16 protein-coding genes are annotated in these 21,982 nt (G+C 72.1%); 4 read left to right on the plus strand and 12 right to left on the minus strand.

What is annotated here, in order from left to right; translation table 11 throughout:
* Position 1: 1 nt before the first annotated feature.
* From AB0J74_RS26515 to AB0J74_RS26540, 6 genes are all read right to left on the minus strand, one after another.
* Positions 2-352: a YciI family protein gene (locus AB0J74_RS26515; protein WP_363452476.1), complete on the minus strand. Its 351-nt coding sequence runs from the start codon at positions 350-352 to the stop codon at positions 2-4.
* A 122-nt stretch (positions 353-474) separates the two neighbouring features.
* A complete protein-coding gene (locus AB0J74_RS26520) occupies positions 475-1,158 on the minus strand; it encodes a response regulator (protein WP_363452478.1) in 684 nt (227 codons plus the stop codon).
* A complete protein-coding gene (locus AB0J74_RS26525; RefSeq protein WP_363452480.1) occupies positions 1,155-3,905 on the minus strand; it encodes a DUF4118 domain-containing protein in 2,751 nt (916 codons plus the stop codon). The genes AB0J74_RS26520 and AB0J74_RS26525 overlap by 4 nt, the downstream gene beginning before the upstream one ends.
* A 63-nt stretch (positions 3,906-3,968) precedes the next feature.
* Positions 3,969-4,496, minus strand: a complete 528-nt coding sequence (locus tag AB0J74_RS26530; RefSeq protein ID WP_363452482.1) for a 2'-5' RNA ligase family protein — start codon at positions 4,494-4,496, stop codon at positions 3,969-3,971.
* Between the two features lie 69 nt (positions 4,497-4,565).
* Positions 4,566-6,020: a hypothetical protein gene (locus tag AB0J74_RS26535; RefSeq protein WP_363452484.1), complete on the minus strand. Its 1,455-nt coding sequence runs from the start codon at positions 6,018-6,020 to the stop codon at positions 4,566-4,568.
* 315 nt (positions 6,021-6,335) lie between these two features.
* Positions 6,336-6,755: a hypothetical protein gene (locus AB0J74_RS26540; protein WP_363452486.1), complete on the minus strand. Its 420-nt coding sequence runs from the start codon at positions 6,753-6,755 to the stop codon at positions 6,336-6,338.
* Between the two features lie 76 nt (positions 6,756-6,831).
* Here AB0J74_RS26540 and AB0J74_RS26545 point away from each other — a divergent pair, with 76 nt between their 5' ends.
* Positions 6,832-7,272, plus strand: a complete 441-nt coding sequence (locus tag AB0J74_RS26545) for a MarR family transcriptional regulator (RefSeq protein WP_363452488.1) — start codon at positions 6,832-6,834, stop codon at positions 7,270-7,272.
* Positions 7,273-7,290: 18 nt separating this feature from the next.
* On the opposite strand, the gene AB0J74_RS26550 is transcribed toward AB0J74_RS26545, so the two are convergent.
* A complete protein-coding gene (locus AB0J74_RS26550) occupies positions 7,291-8,997 on the minus strand; it encodes an endo-1,4-beta-xylanase (RefSeq protein WP_363452490.1) in 1,707 nt (568 codons plus the stop codon).
* Positions 8,998-9,256: 259 nt separating this feature from the next.
* Here AB0J74_RS26550 and AB0J74_RS26555 point away from each other — a divergent pair, with 259 nt between their 5' ends.
* Both AB0J74_RS26555 and AB0J74_RS26560 read left to right on the plus strand, forming a co-directional pair.
* Positions 9,257-11,326, plus strand: coding sequence for an EAL domain-containing protein (locus tag AB0J74_RS26555; RefSeq protein ID WP_363452492.1), 2,070 nt, complete (start codon positions 9,257-9,259; stop codon positions 11,324-11,326).
* A 172-nt stretch (positions 11,327-11,498) separates the two neighbouring features.
* Entirely contained in the window at positions 11,499-12,353 is an 855-nt protein-coding gene (locus tag AB0J74_RS26560; protein ID WP_363452494.1) for an SGNH/GDSL hydrolase family protein, read from the plus strand.
* A gap of 34 nt (positions 12,354-12,387) precedes the next feature.
* Here the strand turns inward: AB0J74_RS26560 and glgB are convergent, their stop codons facing one another.
* The 3 genes from glgB to glgC form a co-directional block, all read right to left on the minus strand.
* A complete protein-coding gene (gene glgB / locus AB0J74_RS26565; RefSeq protein ID WP_363452496.1) occupies positions 12,388-14,490 on the minus strand; it encodes a 1,4-alpha-glucan branching protein GlgB in 2,103 nt (700 codons plus the stop codon).
* 49 nt (positions 14,491-14,539) lie between these two features.
* The gene (locus AB0J74_RS26570; protein ID WP_363452716.1) at positions 14,540-16,522 is read right to left on the minus strand and encodes an alpha-1,4-glucan--maltose-1-phosphate maltosyltransferase; all 1,983 of its coding nucleotides are present in this window, start codon (positions 16,520-16,522) and stop codon (positions 14,540-14,542) included.
* Between the two features lie 1,091 nt (positions 16,523-17,613).
* Entirely contained in the window at positions 17,614-18,846 is a 1,233-nt protein-coding gene (glgC, locus tag AB0J74_RS26575) for a glucose-1-phosphate adenylyltransferase (protein WP_363452498.1), read from the minus strand.
* 92 nt (positions 18,847-18,938) lie between these two features.
* Between glgC and glgA the strand changes: the two genes are divergently transcribed.
* Complete coding sequence (gene glgA, locus AB0J74_RS26580; RefSeq protein ID WP_363452500.1) at positions 18,939-20,132, plus strand: glycogen synthase; 1,194 nt, start codon at positions 18,939-18,941, stop codon at positions 20,130-20,132.
* Here glgA and AB0J74_RS26585 read toward each other — a convergent pair.
* Together AB0J74_RS26585 and AB0J74_RS26590 are read right to left on the minus strand one after the other, a co-directional pair.
* Positions 20,129-21,148, minus strand: coding sequence for a zinc-dependent alcohol dehydrogenase family protein (locus AB0J74_RS26585; protein WP_363452502.1), 1,020 nt, complete (start codon positions 21,146-21,148; stop codon positions 20,129-20,131). The genes glgA and AB0J74_RS26585 overlap by 4 nt on opposite strands.
* Complete coding sequence (locus AB0J74_RS26590) at positions 21,145-21,978, minus strand: class I SAM-dependent methyltransferase (protein WP_363452504.1); 834 nt, start codon at positions 21,976-21,978, stop codon at positions 21,145-21,147. The genes AB0J74_RS26585 and AB0J74_RS26590 overlap by 4 nt, the downstream gene beginning before the upstream one ends.
* Positions 21,979-21,982: the final 4 nt, after the last annotated feature.

A 21,982-nucleotide genomic window follows, 5' to 3' on the forward strand; every position in this document is an offset into this window, starting at 1 on the left:
CTCAGTTCCCGAAGTCGATGACCGGACGCACCTCGACCGCGCCGGCCCAGGCGGCCGGGATCCGCGCCGCGAGCTGCACCGCTTCGTCGAGGTCGGCGCACTCCATCAGGTAGAAGCCGGTCAGGGCCTCCTTGGTCTCCGCGTACGGGCCGTCGCTGACCACCACGTCGCCGCCCTTGCCGCCGGTGACCCGCACGGTCGTGGCCGTGGCGGTCGGATACAGGGCCTTGCCCCCGCGCAGCACGGCCTGGGCGGCCGCGCCGAACTCGTTGTATTCCTTCATCTCGGCGGCGAACTCGGGCCGGGTCCAGTCAACGTCCGCGGTGTAGGTCAACGCTGCGTACAGTGGCATGCTCGTGCTCCTCGCTGTGCCGGGCCGGCGCCTCTCACCGGCCTCCACGATAAGGACGATCGGCCGACCGGCGTGCAGGACAGCGCCGCGGAGAAATTCTGCTGTGCCGGAGTGGCACCAGGTCAGGGCGCGAAACGGTAACCCATCCCCGGTTCGGTGAGCAGGTGCCGCGGGTGGCCGGGATCGGCCTCCAGCTTGCGGCGCAACTGCGCCATGTACTGCCGCAGGTAGTTGGTCTCCGTCTGGTACTGCGGCCCCCACACGTCCTGCAGCAGTTGCCGCTGGCTGACCAGCTTGCCGGGGTTGCGCAGCAGGATCTCCAGCAGGTGCCACTCGGTCGGGGTGAGCCGCACCTCGGCGCCGCCGTCCGGCGGCTCCACCAGGCGCGCCGACAGGTCGACGGTGAACGCGCCGACCTTGACCGTCGGGGTGGCATCGGTGGTGCCGCCCATCCGGCGGGTGACCGCGCGGATCCGGGCCAGCAGTTCGTCGACCCCGAACGGCTTGGTCACGTAGTCGTCGGCGCCGGCGTCCAGCGCCGCCACCTTGTCGGCGCTGTCGGCCCGGCCGGAGAGCACGATGATCGGCACCGTCGTCCAGCCGCGCAGCCCGCGGATCACCTCGGTGCCCTCCATGTCGGGCAGTCCCAGGTCGAGCACGACCAGGTCCGGCGGCCGGGCCGCCGCCGACTTCAGCGCGGTGCCGCCGTCGGGCGCCACGTCGACGTCGTAGCCGCGGGCGCGCAGGTTGATCCGCATCGCCCGCAGGATCTGCGGTTCGTCGTCGACCACCAGGATCCGGGTCACCGCTTGTCGTCCTCGTTCTCGTCGTCGGGTCGCACGTGCACCGGCTCCGGCACGGGCCCGCGCTCGGGGCGCGCCGGCTCCTCCACCGGCAGGTCGGGCGGGGCGGCCGAGCCCAGCCGCGACGACAGTTGGGCGTCGCGCGGCCAGCGCCGCAGCCGCTCCCGGATCGCCTGGTCGGCCAGTTCGGTCGCGCGGGTCTCGGTCGGCTCCACGTCGGCCTCGTCCGAGGGCAGCGTCAGCACCATCGTCAGGCCGCCGCCGGGGGTCGTCTCCGGCGCGAGCGAGCCGCCCATCGCCTCCGCGAGCCCGCGCGACAGGGCCAGCCCGAGCCCGACACCCTCGTGGTTGGTGTGGTCGCCGAGCCGCTGGAACGGCTGGAACACCCGGTCGCGGGCCGCGGTCGGGATCCCGGGGCCGTGGTCGATCACCCGCAGTGCGACCTGCCCGGCGTGCTCGTCCGCGGTGATCTTCGGCGGGCGGTCGTCGGGGCTGAACCGGATCGCGTTGCCGATCACGTTGACCAGGATCCGCTCCAGCAGACCCGGGTCGGCGCGCACCAGCGGCAGGTCGTCGGGCATCCGCAGGACCACCGGCCGGGCCACCTCGCCCAGCTCGTCGAGGGCGCGCGGCACCGCCTCCTCCAGGCCCAGCGACGCCGGCACCACACCGAGGGCGCCGGCCTGCAGGCGGCTCATGTCGAGCAGGTTGGCCACCAGCCGGCCCAGCTTGTCGAGCGACTCGTCGGCGGTGGCCAGCAGTTCGTCGCGGTCGTCGGGGGAGAACTCCACCTCGTCGCTGCGCAGGCTGGTCACCGCCGCCTTCGCGGACGCGAGGGGGGTACGCAGGTCGTGGCTGACCGCGGCCAGCAGCGCGGTGCGCATCCGGTCGGCCTCGGCCAGCGGCAGCGCCTCGGCGGCCTGCTCGGTGAGCCGTTCCTGGCGCAGCGCGACCGCCGCCTGGGCCGCGAACGCCTCCAGGATCCGCCGGTCGCTGGCCGCAAGGGTGCTCCCCCGCAACACCAGGGCCAGGTCGTCGCCGATCGGGACGTCGCCGGTGCCCTCGGCCGGGCTGTGGCTCGGTGGCGTGCCGTCCACGGCCGCGACCCGCCACGCGGTCGGGTCGCGGCGCCGGTCCGGCACGTCGACCGCACCCGGTGCCCGCTCCAGCAGGGTCACGGACTCCAGCCCGAACATCTCGCGGAGCTGGCGCAGCAGCGCTTCGAGGGGCCGGGCGCCGCGCAGCACGCTGCCTGCCACGGTTGCCAGGGTCTGTGCGTCGGCACTGGCACCCGCGGCTTCCCGGGTCCGGGTCGCGGCGGTGTCCACCACGGCACTGACCGCCACCGCGACCACCACGAACACCGCCAGCGCGAGCAGATTCTCCGTCTGGTTGACGGTGAACTTGTGCAGCGGTGGCGTGAAGAAATAGTTGAGCAGCAGGAAGCCGACCACCGCCGCCGCGATCGCCGGCCAGCGCCCGCCGACGAGCGCGACCACGACGACCGCGAGCAGGAACAGCATCATGTCGCTGGCCAGCGACAGGTTGTCGGTGAACGGCACCAGGATCGCGGTCAGCGCCGGCAGCCAGATCAGCGCGACCAGAAACCCGGCGATCCGCCGGCTACGGGACAGCGCCGCTCCCCCGGCCCGCCAGCGTCGCCGGCCCCGGCCGATCTCCTCGTGGGTGACCAGGTGCACGTCGATCGGCCCGGACTGCGCCGTCGTGGTGACACCGACGCCGGCCGAGAAGAGCTGGGCGATCCGGCCGCGCCGGCTGCCGCCGAGCACGAGTTGGGTGGCGTTGACGCCGCGGGCGAAGTCGAGCAGCGCCCGGGACACGTCGGCGCCGACCACCTGGTGGTAGGTGCCGCCGAGGCTCTCCACCAGCAGCCGCTGCCGCCCGAGCAGGGTCGGGTCGGCATCGACCAGGCCGTCGCTGCGCGCCACGTGCACGGCCAGCAGGTCGGCGCCCTTGCTCCGGGCGGCGATCCGGGCCGCCCGGCGGATCAGGGTGGCACCCTCCCGGCCGCCGGTCAGCGCGACCACCACCCGCTCGCGCGCCTCCCAGGTGGTGCCGATGCCGTGTTCTTCGCGGTAGCGGTCGAGCTGCTCGTCGACCTTGTCGGCCAGCCAGAGCAGCGCCAGTTCGCGCAGCGCGGTCAGGTTGCCGACCCGGAAGTAGTTGCCCAGCGCCGCGTCGACCTTCTCCGGCGGGTAGACGTTGCCGTGCACCATCCGCCGGCGCAGCGCCTCGGGCGTCATGTCGGCCAGCTCGACCTGGTCGGCGCCGCGCACGACACTGTCCGGCACCGTCTCCCGCTGCACGACGCCGGTGATCTGCTCGACCACGTCGTTGAGCGACTCCAGATGCTGGATGTTGACCGTGGAGAGCACGGTGATGCCGGCGTCCAGCAGTTCCTGGATGTCCTGCCAGCGCTTCTCGTTGCGGGAGCCGGGCACGTTGGTGTGCGCGAGCTCGTCGACGACGGCGACCTGGGGGTTGCGGTTCAGGATCGCGTCGACATCCATCTCGGTGAACCGGGCGCCCCGGTAGCTCATCTCCTTGCGCGGCATGACCTCGAGGTCGTCGAGCATCTCGGCGGTGTGCGGCCGCCCGTGCGTCTCGACGAAGCCGATCACCAGGTCGGTGCCGCGCCCGGCCCGCCGCTGGGCCTCTTCGAGCATGGCGAAGGTCTTCCCGACGCCTGGTGCCGCACCGAGATAGATCCGCAACTGTCCACGAGCCATCGCGTTCCATACTCCCGCGCCGCACCCGTCCGCCGGGCCGATCTTGACACGATCGCTACAGCGTTATGGCGCACCGAACGCGAACCGTGCCGCCGTGTGCCACGAGTCCGGTTCCGGCGCGCCGACCATCAGCCAGACCTCACGCGGCTCGGCCCGCAGCGGCAGCCGCGCGGTCACCGCGGCGGCCGCGCCGCGCAACGCGTCGACCGGCACGTCGTGCCCGATCGTCAGATGGGGTACGACGTCGACGAACGTACCGCCGTAGGGCGGGTGGTCGGGGAACCGCGCCCAGAGCGCCTCGGTGAGTGCCCGGAACGGCGCGTCGGGCCGCGGTGCCAGCCAGGCGACCTGCTCGCCGAACCAGCGGACCTCGGTGAACTCGACGCTGAACCGCGGGGTGGCCGCCACCGTCGCCCGCACCGCGTCGAGCACCTCGGGAGTGAGCGCGTCGGGCGCTACGAACGGGTACAGCGCCGTCACGTGCGCCGGCACCCCCCACCGCGCGGCCGAGTCGAACCGCGCGCGGTAGGCGCCGACGGCATCCTCCGCCTCCGGCACCGGCACGATGAGCGCGGTCTCGATCCCTTCCACGCCGTCAGTGTCGGTGCCCGGAGGCTCTAGATCAAGAACCGGGCACACCCTCTAAGGCATCCTAGGACGTTAGCCTCGGGCGGCGCCCCAGCCGAGCAGGGCGGCGATGCCCAGGGCGCTGCGCGGGGCGTACGCGCATCGCCATAACCCGCCGTGCGCCGCGTACTCGGCCTCCTCGTGCCAGACGTGCGCGGCGGGCCGGGGCGGGTTGCGCAGGTCGTGCACCAGCAGGGCGGCCATCAGGGTGTTGCTGGTCGCCGGCTCGAACACTTCGACACCGAAGCGATGGGCACCCGCGTACGCCGCCGCCAGCGCCCGGTTCTTGACCACCGAGCGCGTCCGCGTCGGCGGCGCGACGTTCATGCTCACGGTCGCACCCTCGGCCCGGGCCACCGTCGCCCGCCACCGGTGCACGCGCTTGGCCAGGGCGTAGTTGGGCCCCTGCTGCGCGACCAGCGAGTCGCAGATGCCGGGGTCGTCGCCCGGCGCGTAGTTGCGCCGCAGCATCCGCCCGCCGGACAGCAACCGCAGCGGCCGCCGCAGCCGGCCCACCCCTTCCGGCGCGGCGTAGGCCCGCTCGGCGTGCGCGACCGCGGCGCCCGGCACGGCGAACACGTCGGTCGGCGTGGCCAGGAACGCCAGCGCGGTGTCGGGTCTGCTCTGCCGCAGGTGCCCGGTGAGGGCGTCGACCGCGGTGCTCAGCCGGACGTTGATGGCGCCGTCGGCGTAGACGTAGTTCCCGAGCACCAGCCCGCTGTCGAACCCGTCGAGCCACCCGGCCACGGCACCGATGCCGTGCAGCAGGTCGGCACCCGCCCGGTCGGCGAGGTCGCCGTCGCCCTTGGTCACCGGCAGGTGCAGCCGCCCGCCGTAGCGGCCCGCGGTCTCGAGGAGCCGCGCCCACAGCGCCGGCCGGGCCAGGTCGACGGCGACGACCGGGTTGCCCCAGCGCAGCAACGACGGCACGGGCCCCATCTCGGCACCGGCACCCAGCGCGACGACGGTGGTGCCGCCCAGGTCGAGCCAGTCGGGATTGGCCTGCACCGCACGGATCGCCTCCGCGCAGGACGGCTCGATCACGCCCGCCCCGATCCAGGCGTCCAGCCGCCGCTTGATCGCGTCACCGCGCAGCCGTTCGCCCCGGAACGGCAGGCTGAACTCCTTGTCGACCTGCCCATGACCGCCGGCGGTCGCGGTGGCGATCGGCTCGACCGGCCCGGTGAACGCGCTGGCCAGCGGCTCCACGGCGCCCGCCTCGGTGCGGAAGCGCATCCGTTCGGCCAGCGACGCCAGCCCGTCGCGGGCGATCCGGCGGGCGGCGTCGCCGTCGCCGAGGCCGGCCTCGACCAGCCGGCGGAAGTGCACGAGGTAGCCGCGCCGCCAGTCGGTCTCGCGCTGGGCCGCGGCCGCGCCGATCGGATCGACGCCGCGCAGGGCGTCGGCCACCACCGCCCGCCCCAGCGACGAGGTGACGCCGGTACCGCTCGCGGTGGGCGGAAAGATCACGCCGCTCGGTTCGGTCATCGGCACATCATCGCCTGCCCGGCCGACCCGCGCATCGGCCGGCTTTGCTCTGCACCCCTGTGGGAAGCGCCCGCTGCCGGTGCGCGCTTCCTACAGGGGTGCAGAGCAAAGCCAGGCGCGGAGCCAAAGCCAGGCGCGGAGCCAAAGCCAGGCGCGGAGCCAAAGCCAGGCGCGGAGCCAAACCCGGGCGCGAAGCCAAACCCGGGCGCGAAGCCAAACCCGGGCGCGGAGCCAAACCCGGGCGCGGAGCCAAACCCGGGCGCGGAGAGCGGGCGCTACGGTCGCACCGCCGGCGTGCGACCGTAGCGCCCGGCGTCAGGCGGCGGCCGAGAGCACCGAGTTCGCCCGGCTCAACACGGTCTCGAGGACGCGCCCCGCGACCGCCAGGTCCTCGGTGGGCAGGTCGCCCCACAGCGTCCGGGTGATCGGGCCGACGGCGGCACGCACGCTCCCCCAGCGCGCCGCACCCTCCTCGGTTGCCTCGAACCCGCCGTCGGCCGTCGGGCGCACCAGCCCGGCCGCGCCCAACTCAGCGAGCCGCGAGCGCGCCGTGGACTCCGGGACCCGCAGGGCCTCGGAAACCCGCGCCACCACCCCGGATCCGCCGCCGGTCACGGTCAGCGTGAGCGCGACCCACTGCGGTTCGGTGATGCCGATGTCCGTCAACTGGCGCGCGAGGATGGCGTTCAGCGCCTTCTCCGTGCGGCCGATCAGCTGTGCGTTGAACTCGGTCATGACAGCTCCCCCTAATCGTTGGTAACACTAACGATAGGTTCGTTAGTCGCACTAACGCAACTGCTACGATGGCCGTGTGATCGACGAGACCCCGGAGCGCCTGCGGAGCCTGCACAGCCGGCTGCTGGGCCTGGCCGCCATGCACTCCGACCGGGTGGTCAACGAGGCACTGGCCGGCGCCGGGGCGCGCAAGTGGCACTACGCCGTGCTCGCCACCCTGGCCGAGTTCGGGGCGGCCAGCCAGGCTCAGCTCAGCGACCGCACCGGCATCTACCGCAGCGACATCGTCGCTGTCGTCAACGAACTCGCCGCCGCCGGCCAGGTGGAGCGCTCGCCCAACCCCGGCGACCGGCGGCAGAACATCATCACCATCACCACCACCGGGCGCCGCCAGCTCAGCAGGCTCGACAGACTCCTCAGGGCGGCGCAGGACGAGGTGCTGGAGCCCCTCACCCGACCCGAACGCGACGAACTCGGCCGGCTGCTGCGCAAGCTGGTGAGTGGGCGGTCCGCCTGAGCGGACCGCCCACCCCGGTCACACCACCGCGCAGGAGGCGCCGTTCACCGTGAAGGTGGCCGGTTCGCCCGTACCCCCGGTGTGGGTGCCGTTGAAACCGATCGTCGTGGAGCCGCCCGGTGCGAGCGTCGCGTTCCACGACAGCGGCGCCGCGGTCACCGCCTGGCCCGACTGCGTCCAGGTCGCCGACCAGCCCGGCGGGGTGATCTGCTGGCCGCTCGGCAGCGTGAAGGCCAGCGTCCACGCCGACAGCGCGGACGTGCCGGTGTTGGTCAGCACGACGCCCGCCGTGAAGCCCGGCGAGCCACCCCACGGGCTGATCGTGTACGCGACCCGGCACGCACCAGGCCCCGGCCCACCGCCGCCCGCGATCGTGGTCACCGTGACGGCCGGCGACAACGCCGACGTGTTTCCGGCCGCGTCCCGGGCCCGCACCTGATAACGGTAGGTCGTCGAGGCCGCCAACCCACTGTCCACGAAGGACGGTGACGGCGCCGTGCCGACCACCGCGAAAGCGCCGGCGCCCAGAGCACGCAACACGTCATACCCGGTGACGCCGACCGCGTCCGTGGAGGCGGTCCACGACAGCGACACACCAGAGGCCGTCACCCCCGAGGCGACCGGTGTGCCGGGGACCGACGGCGGCGTCGTGTCCGGCCCCGGCGACGATCCGTCGTCGAGCGCGTCGTGCACCGCCGTGTACGCCGGCTTGGCCACATAGCTCGCGTCCCACGGCAGCGCCGCGCCCTCACCGGAGAACACGTCCGGCACCCAGGAGTACTTGTCGGTGAAGCCCCAGATCGTGATGCCGGCACAGGCGGGGACGGCCAGACAGGCGGTCACCACATTGCGGTAGTAGGTCGCCTGCGTGGCGTCTTTCGTGGAGTCCCGCGGCAGCTGCATGCGCACGTCGAGTTCGGTCACCCGCACCTGCACACCGAGCGCCGCGAACCGCTCCATGTTCTCGCGCACCTGCGACGGGAACCCGTACTGGATCGCGAGGTGGCCCTGGAACCCGACGCAGTCGACCGGCACGCCGTCGGCCCGCAGTTGCCGGACGAGGTTGTACATCGCGGTGCTCTTCGCGTTGATGCCCTCGACGTTGTAGTCGTTGATGCACAGCCGCGCGTTGCCGTCGGCCGCGCGGGCCAGGCGGAACGCGTCGGCGATGTAGGACGAGCCGAGCGTGTTGAGCCAGAAACTCGTCCGCAGGTTGCCGTTGTCGTCGAACACCTCGTTGACCACGTCCCACGACACCACGGCCGGGTTGTCGGCATAGCGGCCGACGACGGTCGCGATGTGGTCCTGCATGGCGGTGCGCATCGCCGCGGCCGACAGGCCCTGCACCCAGCCCGGTGTCTGGCTGTGCCAGACCAGCGTGTGTCCGTGCACCTGCTGGTTGTTGGCGGTGGCGAACGCGACCACCTGGTCGGCGCCGGCGAACGTGTAGGTGCCGTCGGACGGCTCGGTCGACTCCCATTTCAGCGCGTTCTCGGGCGTGACCTGGTTGAACTCCGCCGCTGCGATCGAGCGGTAGGCGGCCTCGTTGGCCAGCGGCCCGGTGTTGGCCGCGTAGCCGATGAACTTGCCACGCGCGGCGGCGTGCACGCGCAGGGGCGCGTCGGCCGCGGCGGGTGGCGCCACGACCAGCGGGACCGCGAGCGCCGCGGCGACGGCGATCACGGCCGTCCGCGCCAGGCGGGCGCCGCGGGCAGGGATGATCATGGGGACGGTTCCTCCTCGCTCAGGGTGTACGTGCGGCAGCGCCACGCGACGACCGCCGGTGCCCTGCTCGCCCGCGTCCGCCCGGAGGACACGAACCCGGCACGCCCATCCGTGGAGCGATGTCGATGGAAGCGCTCCCATAGTCGGGCGCCCCAAGACCAGCGTCAAGTGCTTTCGATACTCAGCTGTGATTCGGATTAAACCCGATACGCCCGATTTAATCGTGACTTATCCGAGAAGCGTTCGTACGGTGGACTGGATGTTCAGGGTCGACGCGGCATCGACTCCCTGGTCCCCCGGGGTCGGTGAGGTCGTTCAGGGGTCTGCCCGCGCGCGGCCGCTGCTGTTCGCCTACAGCGTGGTCGTGGTGGCGCTGGCCGCCCTCGGCCTGGGCCTCGCCTTCGCCAACGGCCAGTTCAGCACCGGCACCAGCCATCCCGAGTGCTGGCTGCTCGCGGGCCTGGCCGTGCTGGCCGACGCCCGCGCGTTCATCGCCACCGGGCGCGGCGGGCGGCCCGTGATCGTCTGCCCCTCACTGTGCTTCTCGTTCGCGATCCTGCTGCACTGGGGGCTGGGTCCGGCGATCGTGGTGCAACTGGCCGCGGCCGCGGTGGTGGCCTGGCGGATGCGCTATCCACCGCTGCGGGCCGCGCTGATGGCCGCGCAGTTCGCCGTCGCGTCGACGGCGGCCTTCGGCGTGCTGTCCATCGGCAGCGGCGAACTGCTGCAGACGATCAACGCGGGCGACGCCCTGCGCGACGTGATCTCCGTGGTCGGCGCCGCGGCGGTCTGGCTGATCACTTACCAGGTGCTGCGCTCGGTCGCCGGCCTGGCCTCCCGGGGCGGCCCGCGCTTCCAGGTGCTGCGCCCGGCGCCCACCTACGAGCTGCTCTTCATCGCGGCGCTGCTGCTGCTCGCCCCGGTGCTCGCGGTCACCGCGTGGATGAGCGCGGCCTTCGTGCCGCTGGTGTTCGTGCCGCTCTACGCGGTCGAGCGGATGGCCCGCCTGGCCGCCGAACGCGACCTGCTGGCCCGCCGCGACCCGCTCACCGACCTGAGCAACCGCACCGGGCTGCGGGCGGCGTTCGCCCGGCTCCGGCCGACCGATGACGACCCGGCCCACGACCCGCCGCTGGCCATGCTGCTGCTCGACCTCAACCGCTTCAAGTACGTCAACGACGCGCTCGGCCACGAGGTCGGCGACCGGCTGCTGGTGGCCGTCGGGCAGCGGCTGCGCTCCGCGGTGCCCGCGGCGGCGACGGCGGCCCGGCTGGGCGGCGACGAGTTCGCGGTCGTGGCGCCGGTCACCGGCGAGACCGAGGCATGCGGGCTCGCGGAGGCCATCACCGACGCGATGTCGACACCGGTCATGCTCGACGGCCTCCAGGTCGACATCACCGGTTCGATCGGGGTCGCCCTCGCGCCGCGCGACGGCGAAGACTTCGCGACCGTGATGCGGCACGCCGACGTCGCCATGTATCTCGCCAAGCAGCGCGGCTGGCCGGTGCAGGTCTACCGGGCCGAGGACGACCACAACAACCCGGAGCGGCTCGCGTTGCTCAGCGACTTCCGGCGCGCCCTGGAGACCGGCGGCCCGGGCGAGGTCGCGCTGCACTACCAGCCGCAGGTCGACATCGCGACGGACCGGGTCGTCGGCTTCGAGGCGCTGCTGCGCTGGCAGCACCCGACGCTCGGGTCGATCCCGCCCGCCGAACTGCTGCGGATCGCCGAGCACACCCCGGTGATGCGGATGATCACACAGCGGGTGGTGGACGAGGTGGTCGCGCAGCAGGCGAACTGGCTGGCTGCCGGGCTCACGCTGCGGACCTCGCTGAACGTCTCCATCCGGGACCTGCACGGCGACGAGATCGTCACCCAGCTGAGCCGGCGGTTGACCGAGCACGGCGTGCCGCCGTCGCTGATCCAGGTCGAGGTCACCGAGAGCGCGCTGACGGCCGACCTGGCCCAGCTGCGGGCGACGATCGAGCGCCTCGCGGCGGCGGGTGTCGCCATCTCGCTCGACGACTTCGGCACGGGCTATTCGTCGCTGCAGCACCTCCGGCGGCTGCCGCTCGGAGAGATCAAGATCGACCGGTCGTTCGTCGCCGGCATCGCGCACAACGCCGACGACGCCGTGATCGTGCGGTCGACCGTCGACCTCGCCCGGGCGCTGGGCCTGCGGGTGGTGGCCGAGGGCGTCGAGAACCGCTACACCGCCCGCCTGCTGGGCGAGGCGGGCTGCGACGTGGGCCAGGGCTACCTCTACGCGCCGGCGATGCCCGGCGACGCCGTGCTCCCCTGGCTCGAACGGCAGCAGACACCCGCCTGACCTGCGGAAACACCGGCGCGGCGCGCGAATTCGAGGCTGCTCGGCAGCGAGGCTGGTGTTGCGGGTGGGGCGAAACCTCGTACGCAGCCATTGTCATCGATCTTACACCGAGTTAACGTGCGTGCACTCGTCGTTACCCGGCGGTAACTCGTGCACCCTTGGGAGGTCGCGCGTGAGTCCTACCAAATCCCCCCACCGCCGGCTGTTCGCGCTGCTCGCCTCGTCCGCGCTCGTCGCGGGCGCCGGGCTGTTCGCGGTCAGCTCGCCCGCCCAGGCCGACCCTGGGCCGCCGCCCTCGTCGATGGCCAGCATGGGTGACTCGATCACCCGCGGCTTCAACGCCTGCGGCTTCTACTTCGACTGCACGTCGCGGTCGTTCAGCACCGGGAGCGATTCCGGCATCAACAGCCACTACCTGCGGATCCGTGCGAAGAACAGCGCGATCAACGGGAAGAACTACAATCAGGCCGCGTCCGGCGCCAAGGCCGACGACATGCCCGGCCAGGCGACCACGACCGTGTCGCGCAACCCGCAGTACGTCACGATCCTGATCGGTGCCAACGACGCCTGCACCAGCTCCGAGTCGTCGATGACCGCGGTCGGCACGTTCCGCGGCTACCTCGACACCGCTCTCAACACCCTCAAGAGCGGGCTGCCCAACGCCAAGGTGGCCGTGATCAGCATCCCGGACATCAAGCGGCTCTGGGAGGTCGGCCGGACCAGCGGCACCGCCCGCACGGCCTGGTCGCTGTTCGGCATCTGCAAGTCGATGCTGGCCAACCCGACCTCGACCTCGGCCGCCGACAACGCCCGGCGCGACCGGGTACGCCAGCGGGTCGTCGATTTCAACGCGCAACTGGCCCAGGCCTGCGCGGCCTACGGCCCGAACTGCGACTTCGACGACAACGCCGTGTTCAACTACCCGTTCAGCTTCAACCAGGTCTCCGGGTGGGACTACTTCCACCCCAACGCGGCCGGCCAGGCCGCGCTCGCACAGGCCAGCTACGCGGCCGGCTTCAACTGGTGAACGAGGGTGGGGCCCTGCGAAGGGCCCCACCTGGTCACGCCGGACGCAGCCAGAGCGCGCCGAGCGGCGGCACCCGCAGCCGGGCCGACGCCGGCATGCCGTGCCAGTGCACGTCTTCGGTCCGCACCACGCCCAGGTTGCCGACCCCCGAGCCGCCGTAGTCGGCCGCGTCGGTGTTGAGCACCTCGGACCACGCGCCGGCGCGGGGCAGCCCTATCCGGTAGTTCTCGTGCGGGACGGCCGCGAAGTTGACCACGCAGACCAGCGGCGAGCCGTCCGGCGCCAGCCTGATGAACGCGAGCGTGTTGTTGGCCGCATCGTCGGAGACGATCCAGCGGAATCCGGCCGGCGTGGTGTCCTGCGTCCACAACTCGGGCGCGCTCTTGTAGACGGCGTTCAGGTCGCGGACCATCCGCTGCAGGCCGGAGCGTTGCGGGTCGGAGGGCAGCGACCAGTTGAGCCCGCGCTCCTCGTTCCATTCCTCGTCGTCGCCCAGTTCGCAGCCCATGAACAGCAGTTGCTTGCCCGGGTGGGCCCACATGAAGGCGAGCAGCGCGCGCACGTTGGCCAGCCGCTGCCAGAGGTCGCCCGGCATCTTGGAAAGAAGAGACCGCTTCCCGTGTACGACCTCGTCGTGCGAGATGGGCAGCACGTAGTTCTCGCTCCACGCGTACACCATCGAGAAGGTCACCTGGTTGTGGTGGTATTGCCGGTGGACGGGCTCCTTCGACGCGTAGAGGAGCGTGTCGTGCATCCAGCCCATGTTCCACTTGAAGCCGAACCCGAGGCCGCCGCCGGAGGTGGGCCAGGTGACGCCGGGATAGGCGGTCGACTCCTCCGCGATCATCACGACGCCGGGGTGGTGCTTGTAGACGGTCGCGTTGGTCTCCTGCAGGAAGCCGATCGCGTCGAGGTTCTCCCGGCCGCCGTACTGGTTGGGCTCCCACTGCCCGTCCTGGCGCGAATAGTCGAGATAGAGCATCGACGCGACGGCGTCGACCCGCAGACCGTCCACATGGAACTCGGCACACCAGTAGAGCGCGTTGGCGACGAGGAAGTTGCGCACCTCGCGCCGCCCGTAGTCGAAGATGTACGTACCCCAGTCGGGGTGTTCGCCCCTGCGCCAGTCGCCGTGCTCGTAGAGCGGCGTGCCGTCGAACCGGGCCAGGGCCCACTCGTCGCGCGGGAAGTGCGCCGGCACCCAGTCGAGCAGCACCCCGACGCCCGACTGGTGCAGCCGGTCGACCAGGTAGCGGAAGTCGTCGGGGTCACCGAACCGCGCGGTCGGCGCGTAGTAGCCGGTGACCTGGTAGCCCCACGAACCACCGAACGGATGCTCCATCACCGGCAGGAACTCGACGTGGGTGAAGCCCATCTCGACCACGTAGTCGGTGAGCTGGTCGGCCAGGTCGCGATAGCCGAGGCCGGGCCGCCACGAGCCGAGGTGCACCTCGTAGATGCTCATGGCCTCCTGGTGCGGTTTGGTCGCCGCCCGGCGGGTCATCCACTCGCCGTCTTTCCAGTCGTAGGACGACTCGTCGACGACCGACGCCGTGCGCGGCGGGATCTCGGTGCGCCGGGCCAGCGGGTCGGCCTTCTCCCGCCAGACGCCGTCGCGGCCGAGGATCCGGTATTTGTAGCGGTTGCCCACGCCGGCGCCGGGCACGAAGACCTCCCAGACGCCGCTGCTGCCCATCGAGCGCATCGGCCAGCCGTCGTGCGGGCCCCAGCCGGTGAAGTCGCCGACCACCCGTACGCCCTGCGCGCTCGGTGCCCACACGGTGAACGAGACGCCACCGTCGCGGGCGTGCGAGCCGAGCGCGTCCCAGAGCTTCTCGTGCCGGCCCTCGTTGATCAGGTGCAGGTCGATCTCGCCGATCGTCGGGCCGTGCCGGTAAGGGTCGTCGTGCACCCGCCCGTCGGCCTCGATCCGATAGTCGAAGACCTCGCCCGGGACGGTGACCTCGAAGATCCCTTCCGGGTGTACGCGGGTCGCCGGGTGCCTCTCGTCGCCCACCACGACGGAGACCGAGTCGGCGCCGCGGCGCAACGTCCGGATGGTGGTCCGCCCGTCGCGCGGATGCGCGCCGAGTGTCGCGTGCGGGTCGTGCACCGCACCGGAGATCAACTCGTCCATCAGGTCAGTCCCTACCTCACCCCGCGCCGGCCGGCGCGGTCCATCGCCCTCACCGACGCGGTCGCACCGAGAGGATGTGCGCCGGCTCGAGGAACGGGTCGAGCCGGACCGCGTTGCGCTGGCCCCAGTCGTACGTGGCCCCGGTGAGCTGGTCGGTCGCCACGAACCGTTCGTGCCAGTCCAGGCCCAGCGCCGGCATGTCCAGTGTGGTGTTTCCCCACTGCGTCCCGCTCGAATCGAACGAGCAGATGACCAGAACGGTGTTGTCGACCCGCGGGTCGCGTTTCGACCAGCACAGCAGCGCCGGGTTGTCGATGTCGTGGAACCGCAGGTTGCGCAGCCAGTGCAGGGCCTGGTTGTCGCGGCGGATGGCGTTGAGCCGGCCCAGGAACCCGGCCAGCGAGCGGCCCGCGGCCTCGGCGCCCGCCCAGTCGCGCGGGCGCAACTCGAACTTCTCGTTGTCGAGGTATTCCTCGGCGCCCGGCCGGGCCACGTGCTCGAACAGCTCGTAGCCGGCGTAGACACCCCACGACGGCATCAACATGCTGGCCAGCACCGCGCGGATCTTGAACATCGGCGGGCCGCCGTGCTGCAGCGTCTCGTGCAGGATGTCGGGCGTGTTGGGCCAGAAGTTCGGCCGCATGTGGTCGGCCGCCGCGACCAGTTGCTCGCAGTACTCCCGCATCTCCCAGGCCGACGTACGCCAGGTGAAGTAGGTGTAGGACTGGCTGAAGCCGATCTTGCCGAGCCCGTTCATCATCGCTGGCCGGGTGAACGCCTCGGCGAGGAACAGCACGTCGGGTTCGACGGCCTTGACCTCCGCGATCAGCCAGTGCCAGAAGTTGACCGGCTTGGTGTGCGGATTGTCCACTCTGAAGATCTTGACGCCTTGCCCGACCCAGTACAGGACGACCCGCCGGATCTCCTGGCGGATCCCCTCCGGATCGTTGTCGAAGTTCAACGGGTAGATGTCCTGGTATTTCTTCGGCGGGTTCTCCGCGTAGGCGATCGTCCCGTCGGCCCGCGTGGTGAACCACTCGGGGTGCTCGGTGACCCAGGGGTGATCCGGCGCGCACTGCAGAGCGAGATCCATCGCGACCTCGAGCCCGTGCTCGGCGGCCTTGGCGATGAAGCCCCGGAACTCGTCGAGCGTGCCCAGCCGCGGGTGGATGGCGTCGTGCCCGCCCTCCTCGGCCCCGATCGCCCACGGCGAGCCGACGTCACCGTCCTCGGCCACGAGGGCGTTGTTCTTTCCCTTGCGGTTGACCCGGCCGATCGGATGGATCGGCGGCAGGTAGAGCACGTCGAAGCCCATCCTGGCCACGCCCGGAATCCGCGCCTGCGCGGTCTCGAAGGTGCCCTGCCGGCTGTGCCCGTCGCCGACCACGGCGCCCTCGGAGCGCGGGAAGAACTCGTACCAGGCCGAGAACAGGGCCTTCTTACGATCGACCCAGACGGGGTACGTGTCGCCGCGGCTCACGAGTTCCCGCACCGGGTGGTCCCAGAGCAGGTCGGCCAGCCCGAGCGCCGGCGAGACCCTGATGCCGAGCGCGAGGTCCTCGGCGCGCAGCGCCTCGGCCGCCTTGGTCACCCGCGCCCGCTGGTCGTCGGGCACGCCGTCGGCCGCGCGGTCGAGGAGAGCGGCACCCTCGACCAGGTCGTTGGCCAGGTCGGTGACATCCTGCCCGGCGGCGATCTTCTTCTCGACGGCGTCGCGCCAGGTCAGGTAAGGGTCGCTGAACGCCTCCACCGCGAAGCCGCCCTCGCCGACCGCGGTCGGGGTGAAGGTGGCGTGCCAGCGGTCGGTGCCGGGCGCGCCGGGGTTCATCCGGGTGAACGGCCCCTCGGTCCCGTCGGCGTCCCGCCAGACCACGTTGCACCCGACCGCGTCGTGCCCCTCGCGGAAGACGGTGGCCGAGACCGGGATGATCTCGCCGACGACCGCCTTGGCCGGGTACTTGCCGCCGCTCACCACCGGCCGGACATCGTCGATCGGGATCCGCCCGTCGGCCGGGTCGGGCTCGACCGGCACCTGGCGTCCGGTAGGCGGCGCCGGCGCCGTGGCCGGCTCGGCAACGACCGGCTTTTCGTCTGCCACCGCCACCGGCTCCGCCGGCGCAGACTTGGCACCGTCTTCCGGAGCGGGTTCCGCGGACGCGGTCGAGGTCGCGGCGGGTGCTGGCGTCGGTTCCGCGCGGCCGGCCGCGCTTGGCCGCGGCGTTTCCGGCACGGACGCGGCCGCGCTCGGCTGCGGCGTTTCCGTTACGGACGCGGCCGCGCCTGGCTGCGGCGTTTCCGGCACGGACGCGGCCTCGCTCGGCTGCGGCGTTTCCGGCACGGACGCGGCCGCGCCTGGCTGCGGCGTTACCGGCACGGACTCGGCTGCGGCGGGGGCGGGCTTTTCGGGCGCCAAAGGGGGCTGGTCCGGGCACGCGGAACCCGCCTTGGCCACGGGAGGCGTCGGGGCCGGGTTGACCGGTGCTTTCGCCGCGGCGGCGGCCGCCGCGGGGTCTGGTCCCGGCTGCGCCGGGCCGGCCTTGGCCACCGGCGGGGTCGGCACCGGGTTGACCGGGGCCGGCGCCGGGCTTTCGGCCGCCGTGGGATCCGGTTCCGGCGTCGCGGCAGCCGCGAAAGCGGTCGGCTCAGGCTTCGCGGGAGGCGCCGCCGACGTACCTCCAGGCTTCGCGGCAAGAGCCGACGGGCTGGGCTCCGCCTTCGCGGTTGGCGCTGCCGGCGCCGCTCCAAGCTTCGCCGCAAGAAGCGCCGGGGTCGCCTCAAGCTTCCCGGTCGTCGCCGCCGCGCTCGGCTCGGGCTCCACGGCCCGCGACGACGCGGTCGACTCCGGGCCTGCGGCCGGCGCTGCGGCGCTAAGGCCGGGCTGTGCCGCAAGGGGCGCCGGGATGGGTTGGGGCTTGGCGGGCGGGGGCTTGGGGACGGCTCGCCCACCGGGTGGGCCGGGCTTGGCCGGGGTTCGGCCGGCGTTCGCGGCCGGCGGCGGGGGCGCCTCGGCGGGGGCGGTCTTGGGCGGCACGGGATCGACCTCAGCCATGATCTCCACCGTAGTCGGCTCTCCCCCGCGCCGTCGCGTCGAGGACGAGGATTGTTCGCCGTTGTCGGGTTCGGTCAGGCGTCGACCCGCTGGCCCTTGCCGATCACCACGATGCCGTTGTCGGAGACCGTGAAACGGCGGCGGTCGCGCTCCAGGTCGACGCCGATCTCGGCGCCCTCCGGGACGACCACGTTCTTGTCGAGGATCGCGTTGCGGACCACCGCGTGGCGGCCGATGTCGACGCCCTCCATCAGCACCGAACCGGACACGTGTGACCACGAGTGGACCTTGACGTTGGGCGAGACCACCGAGTTCTCCACCAGCGACCCGGAGATCACCGCGCCGGGCGAGACCATCGAGCCGACCGCCCGGCCGACCCGCTCCTGCCAGCCGTGCACGAACTTGGCCGGCGGCCACGGGTTGTAGTCGGTGTAGATCGGCCACTCGAAGTTGTAGAGGTTGAACACCGGGTGGATCGCGATCAGGTCCATGTGCGCCTCGTAGAACGAGTCGAGGGTCCCCACGTCGCGCCAGTAGCCGCGGTCGCGCTCGGTGCTGCCGGGCACCACGTTGTCGGCGAAGTCGTACACGTTGGCGCTCTGCTTCTCGACCAGCATCGGGATGATGTTGCCGCCCATGTCGTGCTTGCTCGACGGGTTCTGCGCGTCGCGGGTCACGGCGTCGATCAGCGCGTCGGTCCGGAACACGTAGTTGCCCATCGAGGCGAAGATCTCCTCGGGCGAGTCCGGCAGCCCGCGGGCGTCGGTCGGCTTCTCGCGGAACGCCTGGATCCGGCGGCCGTCGCCGGCCACCTCGATGACGCCGAACTGGTCGGCCATCGAGATCGGCTGCCGAATGCCGGCGACCGTCACGTCGGCGCCCGACTCGATGTGCTGGGCGACCATCTGGGCCGGGTCCATCCGGTAGATGTGGTCGGCGCCGAACACGATCACGTACTCGGGCTTCTCGTCGTGGATCAGGTTGAGGCTCTGGTAGATGGCGTCGGCCGAGCCGGCGAACCAACGGGGACCGAGCCGCTGCTGCGCCGGCACCGGGGCCACGTAGTTGCCCAGCAGGTTGGACATCCGCCAGGTCTTGGTGATGTGCCGGTCGAGCGAATGCGACTTGTACTGGGTCAGCACGACCATCTTCAGATAACCGGCGTTCGCCAGATTGGAGAGGACGAAGTCGATCATCCGGTAGATGCCGCCGAACGGGACGCCCGGTTTGGCCCGGTCTGCGGTGAGCGGCATCAGGCGCTTGCCCTCGCCACCGGCGAGAACCATCGCGAGGACTTTGGGTGCCATGAGCAGACGCTAGCCACCCTCGGCTCCGGGCACCAGCGGAGGGGCACCCCGTCCCAACGCAGTTTCCGTTGCTGCCGCCTATGGTTTCCGGTGTGGACAGGATTCGAGTCGATCTCCTCACCCGGGAGTACCCGCCCGAGGTTTACGGCGGCGCCGGCGTACACCTGGAATATCTGGCCCGTGACCTGCGGCGACTCGCCGACGTCCGGGTGCACGCGTTCGGCGCGCCGCGCGCCGAGCCGGGGGTGACCGCCTATCCCGACCCGCCGGGGCTCAAAGACGCCAACCCGGCGCTGCGTACGCTCGGCGTCGACCTCGAGATGGCGGCCGGCACCGCGGGCACCGACGTCGTGCACAGCCACACCTGGTACGCCAACCTGGCCGGCCACGTCGCGAAGCTACTGCACGGCGTGCCGCACGTGGTCACCACGCACAGCCTCGAACCCCTGCGCCCGTGGAAGGCCGAGCAGCTCGGCGGCGGCTATCGCCTGTCCTCGTGGGCCGAGCGCACCGCGATCGAGGCCGCCGACGCGGTCATCGCGGTCTCCGAGGGAATGCGCCGCGACGTGCTCACCGCCTACCCCGGCGTGCATCCCGACCGGGTACGCGTGGTCCACAACGGCATCGACACGGTGCAGTACCGGCCCGACCCGCAGACCGGCGTCTGGGCCCGGATCGGCGCCGACCCGGCCCGCCCGACAGCGATCTTCGTCGGCCGGATCACCCGCCAGAAGGGCCTGCCCTACCTGCTCCGCGCGGCCCGCGAGCTGCCGGCCGACGCGCAGCTCGTGCTGCTGGCCGGCGCGCCCGACACCCCGGAGATCGCCGCCGAGGTCCGCGACCTGGTCGACGAGCTGCGGCAGCGGCACGAGGGCATCTTCTGGGTGCCGGAGATGCTGCCCAAGCCCGACGTCATCCAGCTGCTCACGCACAGCACGGTGTTCGTCTGCCCGTCGATCTACGAGCCGATGGGCATCGTCAACCTGGAGGCGATGGCCTGCGAGACGGCGGTCGTCGCGACCGCGACCGGCGGCATCCCCGAGGTGGTCGACGACGGCGTGACCGGGCTGCTGGTGCCGATCGACCAGGCCGGCGACGGCACCGGCACGCCGCTGGATCCCGATCGGTTCGTCGCCGACCTGGCCGCCGCGATCAACGCCGCACTCGGCGACCGGGAAAGGGCCCACCGCATGGGCGCGGCCGGCCGCGAGCGGGCGGTGACGACGTTCTCCTGGGCGTCGATCGCCGAGCGGACGATGGCCGTCTACCAGGAGGTGCTCGCCTAGGGCAGCAGCACCGCGACGCCGTCGACCCGGTCCGCGGCCAGGTCGGCCAGCGCGGTGCCGGCCTCCGCCAACGGATAGCGCCGCACGTGCACCTTCGGCGGCCGGGCCAGCGCCTCGGCCAGGAACGCCCGGCCGTCGGCGCGGGTGTTGGCGGTGACGCTGCGCAGCGTGCGCTCCTCGAACAGGTGCCGCTCGTAGTTGAGCGTCGGGATGTCGCTGAGGTGGATGCCGGCGACGGCCAGCGTGCCACCGCGGTCGAGCGCGGCCAGGGCGACCGGCACCAGCGTGCCGACCGGCGCGAACAGGATCGCCGCGGCCAGCTTCTCCGGCGGCCGATCCTGGTCGAAGCCGGCCGACGCCGCACCGAGTTCGAGGGCCAGCCGCTGCGCGGCCGGAGACCGGGTCATCACGTGTACGGTCGCACCCTGCGCGATGGCCACCTGCGCGATCAGGTGTGCCGAGCCACCGAAGCCGTAGATGCCCAGCGCGCCGCCGGCCGGCAGGTCCGCGCGCAGCAGCGCGCGATAGCCGATGATGCCGGCGCAGAGCAGCGGGGCCAGTTCCACCGGGTCGCGGTCGCCGGGCAGCGGGTAGACGTAGTCCTCGGGCGCGGCCGCGTACTCGGCATAGCCACCGTCGGCGTCCCACCCGGTGTAACGCGAGGCCGGACACAGGTTCTCGGTGCCGCGCCGGCAGTAGACGCAGGTGGTGTCGGTGTGCCGGAGCCAGGGCACGCCGACCCGGTCGCCGATCTCGAAGGCCGTCGCCGCCGAGCCCCGCGCGACCACCTTCCCGACGATCTCGTGCCCGGGCACCACCGGGCTGCGGTGCGGCGGCAGGTCACCCTCGGCGACGTGCAGGTCGGTGCGACAGACCGCGCACGCCTCGACCTTGAGCAGCACCTCACCGGGCTCCGGCACGGGCACGGGCAGTTCGGCCTGACGCAACGGGTGGCTGGCGATCGGACCCGGGTCGACCACCTGCCAGGCGGTCATCGTCTGCGGTAGGTCGGTCACCCACCCATCTTGACCGCTTGGAGGGTGTAGGTGAGCGGAACCCGCGCGCGACCCTCGGGCAACCGCCATTCCAGGTCGTCGCCGCGCACCATCCGGCCCGGCAGGCCCTCCCAGGGCGCGCTGTCGTGCTCCACCAGCATGGTCAGCCGCAACCCGTGGGCCAGCAACGCGGTGACGATCTCGCCGAGGCCGTGGTTCCAGCTGTGCGTCTCGTTCTCCGCGAAGACGGCGTCGGTCTCGACGTAGGTGCCGCCCTCGACGTAGACGAGCGGGTCGGCGGTCTCGAAGTAGGGATGGCGGATGACCAGGTCGTCGCCGTCGTCGCGGGCGTCGTCGATCGACCAGAGCACCGGGTGCCCCTCGCGGATGAACAGCCGGCCGCCGGGCCGGAGCAACCGGGCCACCACCGCCGCCCACCGGTCGACCGACGGCAGCCAGCAGAGCGCGCCGATCCCGGTGAAGACCAGATCGAAGGACCCTTCCGGGAGTACGTCGGCCGCGGAGTAGACGTCGGCCTCGACGAACTCGGTCGGGTCACCCAGCTTGGCCGCGAGCGTGCGGGCCTCGGCCACCGACGCCGGTGAGAAGTCGAGGCCGGTCATCCGGGCGCCGAGCCGCGACAGCGAGATCGTGTCGGTGCCGATGTGGCACTGCAGGTGGACCCCGCGCAGCCCGCGCACGTCACCGAGGCGGGGCAGGTCGAAGCGCACGTCGCGGCTGAGGAACGCCGGGTCGGCCGCGAACGCCTCCAGCGCGTAGTCGGGCGAGGCGGCGTGGGCCGGCGCCCGCTCGTCCCAGTTGGCCCGGTTGACGATGCGGTAGTCGGTCACGCGC

It is taken from the genome of Asanoa sp. NPDC049573 (assembly GCF_040676615.1).
Classification (GTDB): domain Bacteria; phylum Actinomycetota; class Actinomycetes; order Mycobacteriales; family Micromonosporaceae; genus Asanoa.

Excerpts from the sequence above, each read along its gene's own strand:
- AB0J74_RS26525 (WP_363452480.1), bottom strand. The coding sequence starts at position 3,905 with ATGGCTCGTGGACAGTTGCGGATCTATCTCGGTGCGGCACCAGGCGTC.
- AB0J74_RS26555 (WP_363452492.1), top strand. The coding sequence starts at position 9,257 with ATGTTCAGGGTCGACGCGGCATCGACTCCCTGGTCCCCCGGGGTCGGT.
- AB0J74_RS26550 (WP_363452490.1), bottom strand. The coding sequence starts at position 8,997 with ATGATCATCCCTGCCCGCGGCGCCCGCCTGGCGCGGACGGCCGTGATC.
- glgB (WP_363452496.1), bottom strand. The coding sequence starts at position 14,490 with ATGGACGAGTTGATCTCCGGTGCGGTGCACGACCCGCACGCGACACTC.
- AB0J74_RS26535 (WP_363452484.1), bottom strand. The coding sequence starts at position 6,020 with ATGACCGAACCGAGCGGCGTGATCTTTCCGCCCACCGCGAGCGGTACC.
- glgC (WP_363452498.1), bottom strand. The coding sequence starts at position 18,846 with ATGGCACCCAAAGTCCTCGCGATGGTTCTCGCCGGTGGCGAGGGCAAG.
- AB0J74_RS26515 (WP_363452476.1), bottom strand. The coding sequence starts at position 352 with ATGCCACTGTACGCAGCGTTGACCTACACCGCGGACGTTGACTGGACC.
- AB0J74_RS26540 (WP_363452486.1), bottom strand. The coding sequence starts at position 6,755 with ATGACCGAGTTCAACGCACAGCTGATCGGCCGCACGGAGAAGGCGCTG.